General features: G+C 64.1%; 12 protein-coding genes. 3 read left to right on the top strand and 9 right to left on the bottom strand.

Annotation, left to right across the window (positions count from 1 at the left end; genetic code table 11):
* Position 1: 1 nt before the first annotated feature.
* From POS17_RS04035 to POS17_RS04005, 7 genes are all read right to left on the bottom strand, one after another.
* Complete coding sequence (locus POS17_RS04035; RefSeq protein ID WP_082729816.1) at positions 2 to 784, bottom strand: WecB/TagA/CpsF family glycosyltransferase; 783 nt, start codon at positions 782 to 784, stop codon at positions 2 to 4.
* Entirely contained in the window at positions 765 to 2,057 is a 1,293-nt protein-coding gene (locus tag POS17_RS04030) for a hypothetical protein (protein ID WP_060837467.1), read from the bottom strand. The genes POS17_RS04035 and POS17_RS04030 overlap by 20 nt, the downstream gene beginning before the upstream one ends.
* Complete coding sequence (locus POS17_RS04025; protein WP_060837466.1) at positions 2,054 to 3,055, bottom strand: class I SAM-dependent methyltransferase; 1,002 nt, start codon at positions 3,053 to 3,055, stop codon at positions 2,054 to 2,056. Before POS17_RS04025 ends, POS17_RS04030 begins: the two co-directional genes overlap by 4 nt.
* The gene (gene asnB, locus POS17_RS04020; protein ID WP_060837465.1) at positions 3,048 to 4,889 is read right to left on the bottom strand and encodes an asparagine synthase (glutamine-hydrolyzing); all 1,842 of its coding nucleotides are present in this window, start codon (positions 4,887 to 4,889) and stop codon (positions 3,048 to 3,050) included. Before asnB ends, POS17_RS04025 begins: the two co-directional genes overlap by 8 nt.
* Positions 4,890 to 4,904: 15 nt before the next feature.
* Positions 4,905 to 6,203 (bottom strand): hypothetical protein, encoded by a 1,299-nt coding sequence (locus tag POS17_RS04015; RefSeq protein ID WP_129405367.1) that lies wholly within the window; start codon positions 6,201 to 6,203, stop codon positions 4,905 to 4,907.
* Positions 6,204 to 6,301: 98 nt separating this feature from the next.
* The gene (locus POS17_RS04010) at positions 6,302 to 7,228 is read right to left on the bottom strand and encodes an NAD-dependent epimerase/dehydratase family protein (protein ID WP_060837463.1); all 927 of its coding nucleotides are present in this window, start codon (positions 7,226 to 7,228) and stop codon (positions 6,302 to 6,304) included.
* The gene (locus tag POS17_RS04005) at positions 7,228 to 8,313 is read right to left on the bottom strand and encodes a hypothetical protein (protein WP_129405366.1); all 1,086 of its coding nucleotides are present in this window, start codon (positions 8,311 to 8,313) and stop codon (positions 7,228 to 7,230) included. Before POS17_RS04005 ends, POS17_RS04010 begins: the two co-directional genes overlap by 1 nt.
* A gap of 356 nt (positions 8,314 to 8,669) precedes the next feature.
* On the opposite strand from POS17_RS04005, the gene POS17_RS30685 reads away from it, so the two are divergent.
* Positions 8,670 to 9,602, top strand: a complete 933-nt coding sequence (locus POS17_RS30685) for a class I SAM-dependent methyltransferase (protein WP_082729814.1) — start codon at positions 8,670 to 8,672, stop codon at positions 9,600 to 9,602.
* Here the strand turns inward: POS17_RS30685 and POS17_RS30680 are convergent.
* Both POS17_RS30680 and POS17_RS03990 read right to left on the bottom strand, forming a co-directional pair.
* Complete coding sequence (locus POS17_RS30680) at positions 9,532 to 10,836, bottom strand: sugar transferase (protein ID WP_129405365.1); 1,305 nt, start codon at positions 10,834 to 10,836, stop codon at positions 9,532 to 9,534. The two genes, POS17_RS30685 and POS17_RS30680, sit on opposite strands and share 71 nt — an antisense overlap.
* On the bottom strand, positions 10,833 to 11,993 hold the full coding sequence (locus POS17_RS03990) for a nucleotidyltransferase family protein (RefSeq protein ID WP_060837460.1): 1,161 nt from the start codon (positions 11,991 to 11,993) through the stop codon (positions 10,833 to 10,835). The genes POS17_RS30680 and POS17_RS03990 overlap by 4 nt, the downstream gene beginning before the upstream one ends.
* Positions 11,994 to 12,097: 104 nt before the next feature.
* Here POS17_RS03990 and POS17_RS03985 point away from each other — a divergent pair, with 104 nt between their 5' ends.
* Positions 12,098 to 13,396 carry a hypothetical protein gene (locus tag POS17_RS03985; RefSeq protein WP_129405364.1) on the top strand — a complete coding sequence of 433 codons (1,299 nt, stop codon included), beginning with the start codon at positions 12,098 to 12,100 and terminating at the stop codon, positions 13,394 to 13,396.
* Positions 13,393 to 15,144, top strand: a complete 1,752-nt coding sequence (locus tag POS17_RS03980; RefSeq protein ID WP_060837458.1) for a glycosyltransferase — start codon at positions 13,393 to 13,395, stop codon at positions 15,142 to 15,144. The genes POS17_RS03985 and POS17_RS03980 overlap by 4 nt, the downstream gene beginning before the upstream one ends.
* Positions 15,145 to 15,170 lie beyond the last annotated feature (26 nt).

Here is a 15,170-nt window from a genome sequence, read left to right as displayed (position 1 = left end):
TTCAGCACTGGGCTCTGACCTTGGCCCGCGTCGCAAGCCTTATACGGGTAACGACCAGCAACAGTAAGTAGAGGCTGTTACTACGCACGTAGCGCCAGAGCAGGCGACGAGGTTCGAGCAACAAGCGAAACAACCACTCCATGGCAATCCTCTGAACCCAGCGCGGCGCTCGAGGTAACTGGCCGGAGAGCACGTCGAACGAGCCGCCGACCCCCATGCCTACCCGGACGCCCAAGTTCGACCAGTGGGTGTGCAGCAGCAATTCCTTTTTGGGTGAGCTGATGCCGACAAACAGGATATCCGCACCGCTGGCGCGGACATCTTGAATTACTTTCGCCTCTTCGCCGGCCGTGAAGTAACCGTTGCGCAGGCCGGCAATGCGCAGGCCGGGATAACGGGCCTGCAAACGCTCTGCCGTCAACTCAACCACCTCCTGGCGGGCTCCGAGCAGGTACACCGAAGCACCGGTCGCGGCCGCCATTTCACACAGCAGGCCCATCAGGTCGATACCCGCGCAGCGCGGTGGCGTCTTGATTCCCAGCGCCTTGAGTCCCAGGGAAATACCCGCACCATCGATATGGACACGCTCCGCCTCATGCAGCGCCTGCATCAGGAACGGGGTAGTGCGCGCGTCGACCAGCTTGGCGACATTGAGCCCTTCCAGGCGCAGTCGACAGCCATCCGTGAGAGCGTGCCGGGCCTGTTCGATCATCTCCTGCGGGCTGAGCAGGTCCAGAGGACAACCCAGAAACTCAATGCGGCGGCTATCCGGAGTGCTGTTCATCGATGATGGGCTCAGTTTGGTAGCGAGTGGACGAGGTGCTGCGTAGCGTGGCTCCGCAAAGCAGCCAGAAGGCGCCCGTGCCGGAGACGGTGAGCAGGTGCTCGGAGCTGATCAAGGTGGTGGACAGGCCCAGCGTCAACCAGAACATCGCCAGCAGCATCGGCTCAGGGTGCCTACGATAACGGTTCAACAAGGCCAGGGCCATGTTCAGGTAGAACCAGAGAAACAGCAGGGCGGCAGGCAGGCCGAGCTGGAACGCAATGCTGAAGATTGCCCCTTCGCCACCGCCGATCAGCGTCTGTTGCTGCTGGGCCGCCTGCGCGCCCTGGGCGCCGAGGCCGGCACCCAGCAACAGCACCTTGGGCAGATCCAGCAGGTTTTTCTGCAACGCCTGCCAGTGGCCGATGGTTGAGCCATCCAGAAAATTGATGCTCATCTGCACGATGCCATAGGAGAACATCGCAATCCCCCCGCAGACGCCAGCGGCCACCAACCAGCGTATGGCGCGGTAACGGAACAGCGAGGTCCCCGTGGCCAGGTAACCGATCAGGGCCAGGCTGCCGGCGAGCATGGCGCCGCGCGTTCCCGACATCCAGATTCCCACGAACAGCAAACCACTGAGCAGCAGGCTGAGGTAGCCAGCACGTCGCTCCGACCATGCGATGGCAGCCACAGCCACGACTGCCAGGAACATGCCCTGCGCCAGGGGGGACGCCAGCAGGCCCGCCGCCCGCCGTTGCAGGTCGACGCCGCCGTAGAAGTTCCATGGCAAGCCGCTTTCCCAATCGGCGCCCAACATCATGCCCTTGATATCGCGCATATAACGCGGATAGCCAATGGTCTCGGTCCAAAACGTTGTGTGCTGCTGCTCCCAGGCGCCAAACACTGTGCTGGCAATGCCCAGCAGCACCAGCAAGGCGACGCAGCTGCGCAACTGCTCAGGGCGGCGCACGCAGTAGAAACCCAGCAGAAAAAACAGCACGGGAATCATCAGCGTGCCGTAGGAGCCCAGTAAGATGCTCGGCGTCATGCTTGCCCTGTTGACCAGCAGGTAGCACAGCGCCAGGGCGCTGTAGGCCACCAGCGGCAGCAACAGGCGGCTTGGCAGACGGGTGCTGAGTAGACAGCACGCGGCGAGCACCACCACCAATCCATCACGCAGGTTGCGCAGCAACCCCACGCCTGGCCAGGCACCGTCGCCATACAGCCAGGCGCTGCCCAGATCCCCCAGGTGCACCCAGAGGATGATCAGCAACACGATCCTGAACCTCATCGCCGCGCCTGCTCTGCACAGTGACGGCGATGCTGGCGCCAGCGCTGCCACTCGCCTAGCAAGCCCGCCCCCAGCACACGCATGGCCATGGCTTTGAGCAGCGCCTTGATCCGGTCCCGGTACCCCCAGCCGACCCGTGAGATCCACTGATCGACAGCGTCCACCTGCTGTTGCGCTGCCGACGCCACAGGCTGGCGGATCGGCGTCGTCGGGCGCAGCGCCTCCAGCCACAGCGTCCCCGCCAGCGCGGAGACGGGATGGGCGCCGCAGTACAGCACATGCAGGCCGGCCGCTTCGGCAAGGCGCCGCAGGCTGTCGGCACAGAAGTAACTCAAATGTGCCGGATGGACGAACAGCCGGGTCTGCCAGTCGCTCATCAAGTCTGGCACCTCCAGCCACAGGCGGCCCCCGTCCCGCAGTCTTTGCGCGGCCTGTTCAAGAAAACCGCGTGGGTCGATCAGGTGTTCGAGTACATGGAAGGCCACCACTGCATCCAGGCTCTGTTCCGGCAGGGTTGCCAGGCTCTCGACAAAGCGCACCGATGCCTGCCCGAGCAAGGCCTGGCGTTGCGCGGTGTCCGGCTCGCTGGCGCTCAGTTGCAGATCGGGCCGTTGCTGCGCGGCCTGCCCGAGAAAGGCACCGAAACCTGCGCCCATTTCGAACAGTTGCCCTTGCGGCGGCAGGTTCGCGTCAATCAGGGCAAACCGTTTGCGCGCCACGTCGGCATCGCCACGCCAGGCAAAAAAACGCACCGTGCTGCGCCAAGGTATTTCGGCAGGAAACAGGCGGCGATACGGGCCGCTATAAAAACGCAGCAGCCCGGCTGCACTGAAACCGGGGGCCAGATACACCGTGGCGCAATAGCCACAACGCATGAGGGCCTGCCCGGAGTGGGCATAGACCTCCGGCCAGAAGTAGCGCTGTGCGGCGCTGCTGCCGCACACACGGCACTGACCGGCATCCGCCGCCAGGCCCCAGTCGTGGAACCGTTCAGGCATAGATGCTCCGGTACCAGAGCGCGACTGACAGTGCCAGCCACAGGGTGCTGTGACATTGCGGCCTGGCCAGGTGCCGGCGCAGTGCGCTCAGGTCGACAAAGTCGTTCAGTTGCGCAGGCAGATCCTCCAGCAGCTCACGCCAGGGCAACTGCGCCACCAGGAACTGTTCGGCATGGCCGAATCCGGTACTTTTCGGCGTGGTCACCAGCCGATCCGGCAACACCCCCTTGAATGCATCGCGCAGCAGGGACTTGGAGAGACCGGCCCCTATCCGCTCCAGGGCCGGCGTACGGAACGCCCGCTCGACCAGGCGATGGTCCATGAATGGGCTACGCAGTTCGATGCCGGCACTCATGCTGTTGCGATCGGCCATACGCAGTGCCATGGGCAACAGATTATCCAGCTGGTCCTCGCGCATGCGCTGCTCCAGGGGACTGGACATCCGCTGGCGTATCAGCGCGAGGCGCTGCTGCTGAGACTCCCACAACCCGGCGCTCATCACCCCGACACTCGGACGATGACGACGCAATAGCGGCCCTATCAGCGCTGGAGGCAGGTCCCAGACCAGGCGGTTGAACAGCAAGCTGACAGGAAAGGTACGCAGCCTCAAGCGCTGGACCACCTGCATCAGGTGCCCGGACCAGAGCGCATCTCGGGCCGCCACCGAGTGATAACGGGCCGAATAGCCGCCGAACAGCTCATCGGCCCCTTCGCCGGAGAGCACCACCTTGAATCCCTGTTCGGCGATGGCCCGGTAAGTCCTGAAACTGGCCAGCACCGAGGGCGTACTGAAGGGCTCGCCCTGTACCGAGATCAGGTTCATCAGCTCGTCCGCCGATGGGATGGGGGTAAAGCGCAGCACGTGGTGCCGGTCGTCATGGCCACTTTCGGCCATGAACAGCGCGGCCCGTGCCGACTCATCGAACCCGCGCTGTTGGGCATCGCGGTAGCCGTAGGTGAACGCCGCGTCGAGCCGCTGCCGGGGCTGCTGGCTGGCGTTGAGCGCCACCCGGGTGATGATGGAGCTGTCCAGACCGCCGGACAGCAGGCTGGCCACCGGCACATCCGCCTGCAGACGCAGGTGCACCGCGTCCTCCACCAGTCCCCGCAGTTCCAGGCTGGACAGCGGCTCGGCACTGCCGGGTGCGGGCCATTGGTGATAAGGAGCCTGACTGAATCGGCCGGTCCGGCTCATGCGCCCGACCACGCCAGGTGGGACGGCCCGCACCCCCTGGAAAAAGGTGGCCGAACCCTGTTCGGAAAAGCCCGTGATCAGGAAGTCGAACAACTTTTCAGGATTCGGGGCCGGATAACCGCCAAGCATCTGGGCAATGGCGCCGATTTCACTGGCCAGCACCATCTGCTGACCGTCGTGATGCAGATACAGGGGTTTTACCCCCAGCCGGTCACGGCTATACACCAGGTCGCCACTGGGCGCATCCCAGATCACCACGGCCCACATGCCGTTGCAGCGGGAGAAAAGCCCCTCGCCCCAGACACGCCAGCCGTGCAGCAGCACCTCGGTATCACCATCGGTCACGAAGACACAGCCAAGCGTACGCAGCTCACTACGCAGCTCGACAAAGTTGTAGATGGCGCCGTTGAACACCAGCGCCGTGCCAGTGATCGGGCATCGCATGGGCTGCTCGGCGGCGCGGCTGGTATCGAGGATAGCCAGGCGGCGATGCCCGAGCAGTGTCGGTGGCGCCGTCTCGACCATCAGCAGGCCCTCGGCATCGGGGCCGCGACGGGCCAGGCTGGCCAATGCCCGGCTGGCCCGTTGCTGCAGGTCGGCTGCCGCGCTCAGGGCGCGTACGGCGATCAGCCCGCACATGACCGGTACTCCTGCCTATTCATCCATCCCCCCTGTGCAACGTGGTTCGATATAGCAAGGACGCCGGCCCAGCAAACCGATCATGGCCGGGACCGCCAGCATGATGGCCAGGCCGGTGGCCCAGCTCGTTTGCGCCGCCGCGCAGGTTGCCAACGCCCCCGCCAAGGCGAGCATGCCCCAACGCCCAGGGCGCAGCCTGAGCATGACCAGCAATACGCTCATCACCAACAACATCCCCACGACCCTGGCCCACAACACGGACGCTGGCGCGTCGCTCCAGGCGGCCATGAGCTGCAGCACCGCACTGGCACCTAGCCCCAGAAGGAACGGCCGCACAAACTGCCCTTCGCGACGCTCGCCAATAAGCAGCAGCACGAGAAAACCGCTGGAGGCGGACAGGCCCCAGGCCAACACCACCAGCCCTGCCAACGCCAGCCACTGACGCGACTCGATCGGCAGTTCCAGGCTTTGCGCCAGTGTGCCCAGCAACAGCATGTTGGCGGTCGCCCAAGCCAGCAACGAAGCCACCGCCACGATCCGCTGGCGACCACCCGCGCTGCTGGCCTGGCCCAGCAACAGGCGGGATAACTGGCCCTGTACGCCAGAAAGGCCACTCAAGACATGGTTCAGCAGCAGAAAGACCGGCATGAACCCTGGTACCAGGGGCGCCAGCAGAAAGGGCGTGAGCCGGTCATGCAAGGTGCCGGACACGCTTAATGCACACAGGTGCAGCGCCGCCCTCAACTGGCCTTTGCCCAATAACGGCAACCACAACAGCCGCTGACCGCTCATGGCGAAATTGACGATGGCCTGGGTGAGATACCCCAGGCTTACCGCCAGCCCTGCGCTGGCAGCCGCTGACAGGGGCAGGCTGACGCTGACCGGCCACCACAGCAGCAACCCGGCCGGCCAGGCGATCTGCGCCGCCATCAGCCCGCGCAGACGCTGGCCGGCCGCGATCAGCGGGGCGGAAAAATTGAACAGCGCAAACAGGCTGGCGGGGGCGGCGCTGAACAGGTACTGCCGCCCGGCCTGGTCATCGCTGTAGAACACCCAGCCAGTCAAGGCAAGGCCCATCAACACCAGGGTCGCGAGCAACCGCTGCCCGAGCGCGCAACGCCAGGTCACCAGCCAGTGGCTGGCATGGCGGTCTTCTCGCAGGAACAACGAGGCGTAGCCCAGGTCGGCCAGGAAGATCAGGGTCAGCAACAGCAGGTGCGCCAGGCCGACCACTGCGTAGGTGGTCGCCCCCAGCGACTTCAAGAGAACGATCTGGAACGTCAGGTTGGCCAGTTGACCGATGGCGAAGGTCACGGCCGCCAGCACAAACGATTGGCTGAGGGACCCGCCGTTAGCTGCGAGTCCCTGTCGCTCTGGAGAAACGGACGAGCGTGGTCGCGTCGGACCCACGCTTACCGCACCTGGTCCGGAAACACGACCAGGCGCAGGGCCTCGGCAAACGCCAGGCGGGGCTGCCAGCCCAGTAACTGCAGGGTACGGCGGGGATCGCCCAACTGACTGGGGCGGTCGACCCGCCGTTGCCGGGCCGGGTCAACTTCTACCTTGACCTGCACGCCGACGATGTCTCCGAGTTGCTGCACCAGTTGTTCCACGGAGTGCTCCACCCCGGAACACAGATTGAACACGTCGAATGGCACATCTGTACGCGGGTCGTGCAGCATGGCGATCAGGCCGCGGGCGATGTCATCGGCATGCAGGTAGTCGCGCCGGGGCGTCAGGTTGCCCAGGCGTATGCAGCCATCGCTCGATTGGCGCAATTGCTTGAGCACATCGGGGATCAGATGGGCGTTAGGGTCATCATGGCCCACCGCGTTGAAAATCCGCGCCACCCGACCGATTCGCCCGCCGCGTCCGCTCCAGAACTGCAATTGCTGCTCGTTGCAGTGCTTGGACAATGCATAGTTGTCACAGGCTGCCAAGGGGCTGGACAGCTCCGACAGCGGCCCTTCCTGCCAAGCGTAGACCGCGCCGCTCGAGGCAATCACCACGCGGTCTACCTGCGCCGCCTCAGCCGCAGCCAGCAGCCTTTCGGTACCCACCACGTTGACGTCCAGGCAATGGGCGCGCTGATACTCGCAGGTGGGAATGTGGTGCACCGCCGCCAGATGCAGGATGGCATCGGGGCGCCAGGATGCCAGCAACTCGGCCAGTCCCTGGGCATCGCGAAGATCACCCTGGACCGTCCAACTGGCCTCGGGCGGCATCGCAAGGCCGCTGGAGAGATTATCCAGCACCGCCACTTCACCGCCGGCAGCACGCCACTGCCGAACGACACGGCGCCCCAACATACCGGCGCCGCCGGTCACCAACAGGCGCATCACGGCCTTGGCTCCACAATCAGCCTGCTGCGGATCGGGCGTGGCAGCCACAGCAGCACATCGCGCCCTTTATGCAGCGCCACGTACAGCGCAAGCACAATGGACAACGCCACGAACACCAGCACGAAGGCCGCGACGCCCATTATCAACGGGTTGCGCAGCGGTACCGGCGCCGTGGAAATCGCCGAGCGTGTCTTGATACCGATGGCTTGCTGCCGGGACTCGGCCTGGGTGAGTTTGAGGTTGATGTCCTCGGCTGCTTCCCGAGCGCTGGCGTCCAGTTGTGCCGCGTTGGCAAGCAGCTTTTCGCGGTTGCTCTTGAGCTTGTCGAGAATGACCTGTCCCGAGGTTGCGTTGCGGATCGTTTCGTCCATGCCAGCCAGCAGGCGCTCGGTCCAGTCGAGCTTGTCAAGTTCACGCTGGGCCGCTCGCGCCTTGGCCTGCAGTTCGGAAACCGTGCTTTCCAGAGCCACGATCTGCGGCAAGGGCGACAGGTATTTGCCACCACCATCGCTGACCGAAAACAGGGTGCTGGTTTCCAGATGGCGCAGATCAGGGTAGCGCTCCAGCAACTGGCGCATGTCGGCGATGCGCTGGCGGTTCTGTTCAATCTCGAACTCGGCCTTGAGCACATCCAGCTTGAGTTGCGGACGATGATCGAGGGCCGCCTGGCTGGTCCTCACCAAGTCGATCAGGCTATTGGCCAGAAAGGCTTCGCGTACTTGCCGGGCAAGGGTATTGATGGTCAGGTTGGCCTGTTCCTCGTCGGACACCCGCAGGGCGAACTCCAAGCCAAGCCCCGTGCTGCTCTGGATTTGCGCGACAGGAATATCCCGGGCGTCGTCCCGATTGAGGGAGGAGCGATAGCGCACGCTCTGGATCCAGTACTGGGGATTGAGCGCGCGGTTGCGCAACTGCAGGTGTCCAGGGCCGACTTCTTGCCGGTCGTCGCCGAAGGCGTGATCGACCCAGCGTTTGTCCCAGAGAAACGACTGCGCCTGCCGCCATTCTTCAAGCGTTACCTTCGGCACTTCGAGCAGCGCGGACACGCTATACAGCGGGCGACTGGCTACCCAGGCAGCCACAGTACACGCCGCCAGCAGCGCCAAGAGCAGCAGCAAGCGGCCAAACCGCTGATAGAACTGCAGGGCTCGCAGCGCCAGCTCCGCCAGCGAAATTTCATCGTAAGGCCCAATAGGTCTTGCTGTAGGCGTTGTATGCATCATTCCAACCTGATGGGCCTGCCTGCACAAACGTGAAGGTGGTCTGCTAGTCACGGGGCAAAGTGCGAGAATTTGACACAGCGACCAGGCTGCTGCAATGCGCTGACCGTGTTTGGAACGGCCAATGAATAGAGACAGGTCGTTACCATCGTCTTGCGGACTGCTAGAGTGCTGCCTCTTTTACGGACTCCTTCGATTCAATGCGGGAACAGGCATAGATGGCATTTTCTCTGCTCAATCAGCTTCGCCAGATCAATCGACATCTGGTCGAGCTTCCCTGCCCTGGCTGCGGGCAAAACGATCCACAGCTTATCTGGCGATATGACCGTTATTTTCTGCGAGTCAATCTGTCGACCTGCCGCCATTGCAGCCTGGTTTATCTGGCGCGTGGCCTGAAGGGCGACACCCAGGCACGCTTCTACAGCCAGCTATACCCCCGCCTCATGCGACAACCACCAGCCAGCAAAGCGATGTGGAACTATCGGCTGCTCGCAGGCTATCGCTTTAGCGAGATCAGCGCCGTTGTAGGTCAATGCCAATCGGTGCTGGATATCGGTGCCGGCCTGGGGTTTTTCCTGGATGCCTGTCGCGCCCAAAACTATGAACACTATATGGGCCTGGAGCCAGGCGGCCCTCAGCGCGATCATGCGGTACAGGTGCTGGGCTTGGGCGAACACGTTCGCCCTGAAGAGCTCGACGAACACACGCAACTGCCTTTCGCACCTCGGCTGGTGACATTGTTCCATGTCTTGGAGCATCTTCAGGAGCCGGGCAAAGCACTGGCTCGGATAGCCAAGCTGATGGATCCGCAGGGCTGGCTGGTGATCGAGGTCCCGGATATCGAGGCTGACTGGCCCGAGCTTGGCCTGTTGCAGGTGCATGTTTCGCACCGCAGCTATTTCTCGGCGCAAACCCTTGAGGCATTGTTGAGCGCCAATGGGTTTCATGCCCAGCACTGGCGCCGGGAAGCCCACGGAATCTACGAAGGCAATCTGCGCGTGTATGCGCGGCTCAACGCACCGGCGACACCTACCGTCGCGCCACTACCACCGCAGGCGAACGACATCCGAGCTCACATCCTCAAACAGATTCGGCCTCTGAGTCTGCGTAACGGCTATCCGCGGATGGCGTGGCGGCTTGCTCGTCTCTAGAGGGGGCCGAGACCGCTACACGCTCAGGCTCACAGCGCCCATGGCCGCTGCGCAACAGCGCCATCGGTGTGGCCAGCAGAATAAACAGGTCCAGCCACAGCGACTGGCGCGCAATGTATTCGAGGTCATCGCGCACCCGTGAGGCCATATCGGATACGGCGCGGGTTTCCCCACGCCGACCACGGATCTGGGCAAGCCCGGTGATACCGGGCCTGGCGGCTTGCCGCGCGGTGTAACCACAGACCTTGGCGCCATAATGCAGGTCATGAGCGACCGCATGGGGCCGTGGGCCGACCAGGGACATATCACCGCGCAACACGTTGATCAGCTGTGGTAGCTCATCAATGCCCCAGTAACGCATCCACTTGCCGAGCGGCGTGACACGCGGGTCATCGAGGCGCGCCTGGGGCGCCAGCAGGTCACTACCAGCGGCCACCCGCATGCTGCGAAACTTCAGCACGGTAATGATCGAGCCCTGCAAACCCAGGCGCTGCTGACGAAACAGCGCCGGCCCGCCGTCCTGCAGGCGAACGATCAGCCCGATGACCACCAGCAGCGGCGCACAGCCGCAGAGCAGTACGGCCGCGACGAGTAGATCGAACAAGCGCTTGGCCGCCGCAGCTCCAGGCGAAAAAGCATGCACATCCTGTATGGGCAGCGTGGGGCACCCGCCTTCCAGATGCTGGGGCGGCGTTGCGTGCAGGCAGGTATCGAAAATCACCACCTGTTCTGACAGCTGCCGGCTTGGCTGCTGCGTCAGCAGGCCCAGGGCCTCTTCATGCGACAAGCGAACGGCGGACTGCCCAAGCTGTTCCGTGAACTGACTGACATGTGGACAAGCGCCCGCCAGCACGACCCTGGGCACGCCGGGACGCCAGGCTGCGACCCGATCATTGCCCACCTCGAGCAGGGCAAGCGTGACACTGGCCAACAGCAGCCAGCCCAGCGACCACGACACCGATAACGAATAGCCGAACAGCCCCGCCAGACAGGCCAGCACGCCCAATCCCAGAAGCAGTTGCCCGATCCCGGTAGCCAGGCGTTCGGCCAGGCGATGGCGGGGACGTATCAGTGCCCAGTCCAGCCCCATGAACTGCAGCGCGGCCGCCAATGCCAGGCCCCAGGTGCCAGGCCAGGGAACCCCGGACTCGACGACCCAACCTGCCGACAAGGCACTGGCGGCAACGCCCAGGCCACGAACCAATAAACGAGAGAGCGGAATGGCAAGAGTCAAACTTCGTGCCCCCGCTGGCGCAGCGCCAGCCGCAAAAGGCGCACGAACGGATAGAGAAAGCTCAGCCCGCGCGGCAGTGCCAGCCACTGGAGGTCCTTTGCCGTGGGGCTCAGCCAGCCCACCAGCGCCTGCCAACGGGCCGCCAGCGTGTCCTGCAAGGCAATGTCCAGGCTCACGCGTTTGAACAGACCTTGGCCCATCGCCACCTGGTCATCGCTAAGAGACCTGCGCAGCGCATCCAGTGCCAGCTCGACCATCTCCCGACTTGCCCGGCAAGGTCGGCGCACCTGCTGCAGAGGCGCCGGAACCTGCAGGCCGAACAGCAGGGTCAGCAGGCTGAGGCAGGTATCCAGCATCGCGCAGGTGCCGCTGCGCTTTACCTGGCTGGCGAGCAGCTCAAGGTCCAGGTCGGGGCACTGCAACAGCGCGTGTATATCCATCAGCCAGATCAAGCGGCGGAAGCAGTGCTGGTTGGCGTGGGCAATCAAATACGGCAGCGCATAGGCCGGCGCCAGGCAGGTCACCTCGGTACCTTGCAGGTCGAGCACCTGGGTCATTCGCTGCGGGGCGTGGAGCAAATGCTGGTGACGCAGAAGGCGGCGGTGCAGCTCGATCCGCGGCAGCTGCCCGTGAGCGAGCACCAGTTCATGGGTGGCATCGGGCAGGGGCCACTGTTGGCCAGGAGCCACGTGATAGCCCATGTCCTGCAATACGGCCAGGGCCTCGGGCCACTGTTCCGTCGGCAGCAGTACATCCAGGTCCACACCACCCCGTGCGCCGAGATTGCCGTAGGCCTGCACGGCCAGCGCCGGCCCTTTGAGCGCCAACGGCTGCAGACCTCGCGCGGCAAATCCCGTGACCAGGCGCTTGAGCCCGGCCCCCAGTGCCAGGGCCCGAATGGCAATGCGCTGGCGTTCGGCATTCAGCGCTGCCAAGCAAACGGGGGCTTGGCTTTTTACCCTGTCGGGCTGCATCAGGCCCGCCACCCCATGGTGACGGATGAACTGGCAAAGGGCGGGCACGGCGGGAGCGCTGAACGGCTGCTCAAAACCCATCAACCACAAGGTTGCCTGCAGCAGTTCGACATGATCTCCATGGAAGTCATCGGCGTTCTGCCCGGAAGCGCTGGCGGTACATTGAGAATGGGATATGGCCATAACGGGGCGTGCATCCTATGCACTAGACAAGCGGCTGATGGTGGTTGGCAACTCAACTGCCTAGCTGTAGCGTGGCTGGCATAAGAGAAATCGGATCTTACCCCATGAAGTCATCCGCCTGGCTACGAGAATCTTTCTCGGAGCACGTCGAATACATACGCCAGCAGTTCGGCCCGGATGCGGCAGATGTTCGCCATGAGCTGTTCTATCTACACGCAGGAAGAAGCCAGGTCGCGGCCGGAGTCCGCGCCCTGGGGGCCCTGCTGCGTGATTCCTGGCTATTGCTCAGGCACAAGAACCCTGGCCTCAACGTGCAAGGGCACAAGCAAGCCATCTTGTTGACCACCCTGGCTGGCGTGAGTGGCTGGAGCACCCTGGAGCGGGCACTGCCCGCCCTGGCAGCGGCGGGCTATGCGCCGCTGGTGCTGTTGCACCCGCGCCTGGCCATCGATGATATCTCCCCAGGTCTGACCTGCATCCGCCCCGCGCGACCAGGCCTGCAGGCGTGGCGCTCGGCCTTGTACGTGTTCATCGCCACGCTGAGGCAACAGCAGCCGCTGCTGCTCGCCAGTTGCCTGGCCCGCCGCGCGCTCTGGACCGCCAGCCTGCGGCGGACCCTGACAGGCAGCCGAGGCGTCGTGCTGTTGCACAACGATTTCGATCTAATGAGCCGCGCCGCGATTGGCCAGGGGCTGCCCAGCATCTGCGTGCAACACGGCATTGCCACGGATGAGTTCTTCCCGACCCGGGCCGACTGCTACTTGGTATGGGGAAACGCCAGCCGTCAGGTGTTCGAGGCCAATGGCACCCCGAGCACGCAACTGGTAGAGGACGCATTGGGCCGGGGTCAGCAGCCGGAGCAGGCTGCGCGTGCCCCTGAGGGCATTGCCCTGCTCTCGCAGACCCATGCCCGGATACTGGGCGAGGGCATTGGCGAAACCCTGGCGACCTTTGCCCACGCGCTGCTGCAAATCGCCCCGGATACACGCATTCTGCTGCACCCTCAGGAAGACCAGCCCTACAGCGGTGCGGCCGCATGCGCCACTCGCCGTCCACCGCACCCGGAGCTACAACCCCGGGCCGCCATACCGCAGCTGGTGGTGGGCTACTGCTCCACCGCCATGCTGGAGGCGGCGCTGGCCGGGCATTGGGTGGTGGCGTTGCAGTTGGCCTTGCCTGGAAACCGGGCGGTACGCCAGGCAATGGCGGCGCCTTTACAGGCCGCGACAGCCAAGCAAGTGGCCGGCCTCTATCAGCGTCTGCGCGATGACCCGGCCTTTCGCCAGGCCACCGGACAGGCCCAGGCCCAATGGTTGCGCAGCCACTTTGCCAGGCAAACCAGCGGGCTCGCCGGCTTGCTGCAACAGCTCCAGCAGCCGGCAACGCTGGAGTCCGTGGCATGAAGATACGGGTACTGCATGTCAGCAAGGAGTTCGACCCCCTGTCCAGTGGCGTGGCCCGTCATATCCAGGGGCTGGCCACGGCCATACAGGCCGATGACAGCACCCGCATCACCATCCTTGCCCCGCAGGTCAATGTGGCCGGCGACGGGCTCGACGTACGCCAGGGGGGGCATCGAAGCCTCTGGTCCGCCATGGCCGAGCATGACCTCGTGCATGTGCATGGCGCCCGGACCCCAATTGCCGCATTCGCCGCACTGCTGGCCGTCGTCCGTGGCCGGCCCCTGGTGTACACCCCGCACTGTTACTACGACACGGGCTCCAGGTGGCGACGACTGCTCAAGCGCCTGTGGGACTGCACCGTCGAGCGCCTGATGGTGCGCGCCGCCAGCGCCGTGGTGCTGCTGCACAAGGGCTGGGAGGCCGACCTTGACCGGCGCGGCTTGCAGCCCACGCGGATCCTGATCATTCCCAACTGTATTGATGATCACCGTCAACCTGCCGTCGCCAGTTCGGTGCCGCTGGAGGGGGCGCCCGCCTTGCTGTCCATCGGGCGTCTAGATCCGGTCAAACGCCTCGACGATGTGATTGCTGCGCTGAAGACGCCCCCCCTGGCCCAGGCCATTCTGCACATCGTCGGTCAGGGCAGTGACCGCCCACGCCTGGAAGCCCTGACGGCACAGTGGGGTCTGTCCTCGCGGGTGCGCTTTCATGGCTGGCAGGACGATGCCGTTACCCAACAGATGATGGCCAGCTGCAAGACAATGGTGCTGGCTTCCGAACGCGAAGGCATGCCGACGGTCATCCTCGAGGCGTTGCTGGCCGGTGTGCCCATTGTCTGCTCGGATATCGAGGGGTGCCGTGCCATCACCGACGCCGTCGGCTGGAACGGCGTGTTCGCCCTGGGCGACATCCCGGCCCTGGGCGCGTGTGCCGCACAATGCGCACAAAGCCAAGTACCGGCCAGTGTGGTAGAGGCCGTTCGCCAAGGCTTCACCTGGCAGCGCAAAGCCGCCGAGCTGGTGACCTTCTACCAGCAGGCCATGCAGCGATCGCGGCCTACCGGTTGGATGAAAAGGCTGGCGCGCTATTTGACCAACTACGACAACCCGCGCGCGCTCGCTACGCGGCTGCGCAGCCGGCGTATCGGGCCACTGCGGGACATGATCGAGCAGGCATACGCCCGGCATGGCCATGTCAATTTGCTGGATGTGGGAGGGACACAAAAATACTGGAAAATTTTGCCGGCGACCTACCTGGCCTCACGCCGTGTATCCATCACGCTGCTCAACACTCAGCCCGTACATCAGCCCCCCCTGTCCCCCTTCAGTGCACTGTGCGCTGATGGCTGTGACCTGAGCCAGTTCGAGAACGGTGCCTTCCATATCGTGCATTCCAACTCCGTGATCGAGCATGTGGGCAGTCCGGAGCGTGTCGAACGTTTTGCCCGGGAGCTTGTGCGCGTCGCCGAACGCTACTTTATCCAGACACCGGATTTCTGGTTTCCACTCGAACCGCACTGCATGACGCCTTTTTTTCACTGGCTGCCGCGTCGCCTCAGGGTCGGACTGGTACGCCAAGTGGCACTGGGGCACTGGCAACGCGCCGCGAACCACGAACAGGCCGAGTTTCTCGTCGATAGCGTCCGCCTGCTGACCCGTCGGCAGATGCAGGTTTTGTTTCCCACTGCCCGTATCATCCGCGAACGAATCCTGGGCTTGCCCAAATCCTTGATCGCCGTAGGCCCATGAAACTTGTGAAACCCTTTGCACTGTTC

The sequence above is a fragment of the Pseudomonas sp. Os17 genome, from assembly GCF_001547895.1.
In the GTDB taxonomy this organism is placed as follows: Bacteria; Pseudomonadota; Gammaproteobacteria; order Pseudomonadales; family Pseudomonadaceae; genus Aquipseudomonas.
The sequence above is the reverse complement of the archived record's forward strand: the minus strand, read 5'-3'. Positions and strand labels throughout refer to the sequence as shown.

What these genes read in the sequence shown, in the direction of transcription:
- POS17_RS30685 (WP_082729814.1), top strand. Translation starts at nt 8,670, where the DNA reads ATGGCATTTTCTCTGCTCAATCAGCTTCGCCAGATCAATCGACATCTG.
- POS17_RS04025 (WP_060837466.1), bottom strand. Translation starts at nt 3,055, where the DNA reads ATGCCTGAACGGTTCCACGACTGGGGCCTGGCGGCGGATGCCGGTCAG.
- POS17_RS03990 (WP_060837460.1), bottom strand. Translation starts at nt 11,993, where the DNA reads ATGGCCATATCCCATTCTCAATGTACCGCCAGCGCTTCCGGGCAGAAC.
- POS17_RS03985 (WP_129405364.1), top strand. Translation starts at nt 12,098, where the DNA reads ATGAAGTCATCCGCCTGGCTACGAGAATCTTTCTCGGAGCACGTCGAA.
- POS17_RS04010 (WP_060837463.1), bottom strand. Translation starts at nt 7,228, where the DNA reads ATGCGCCTGTTGGTGACCGGCGGCGCCGGTATGTTGGGGCGCCGTGTC.
- POS17_RS04035 (WP_082729816.1), bottom strand. Translation starts at nt 784, where the DNA reads ATGAACAGCACTCCGGATAGCCGCCGCATTGAGTTTCTGGGTTGTCCT.
- POS17_RS04030 (WP_060837467.1), bottom strand. Translation starts at nt 2,057, where the DNA reads ATGAGGTTCAGGATCGTGTTGCTGATCATCCTCTGGGTGCACCTGGGG.
- asnB (WP_060837465.1), bottom strand. Translation starts at nt 4,889, where the DNA reads ATGTGCGGGCTGATCGCCGTACGCGCCCTGAGCGCGGCAGCCGACCTG.
- POS17_RS03980 (WP_060837458.1), top strand. Translation starts at nt 13,393, where the DNA reads ATGAAGATACGGGTACTGCATGTCAGCAAGGAGTTCGACCCCCTGTCC.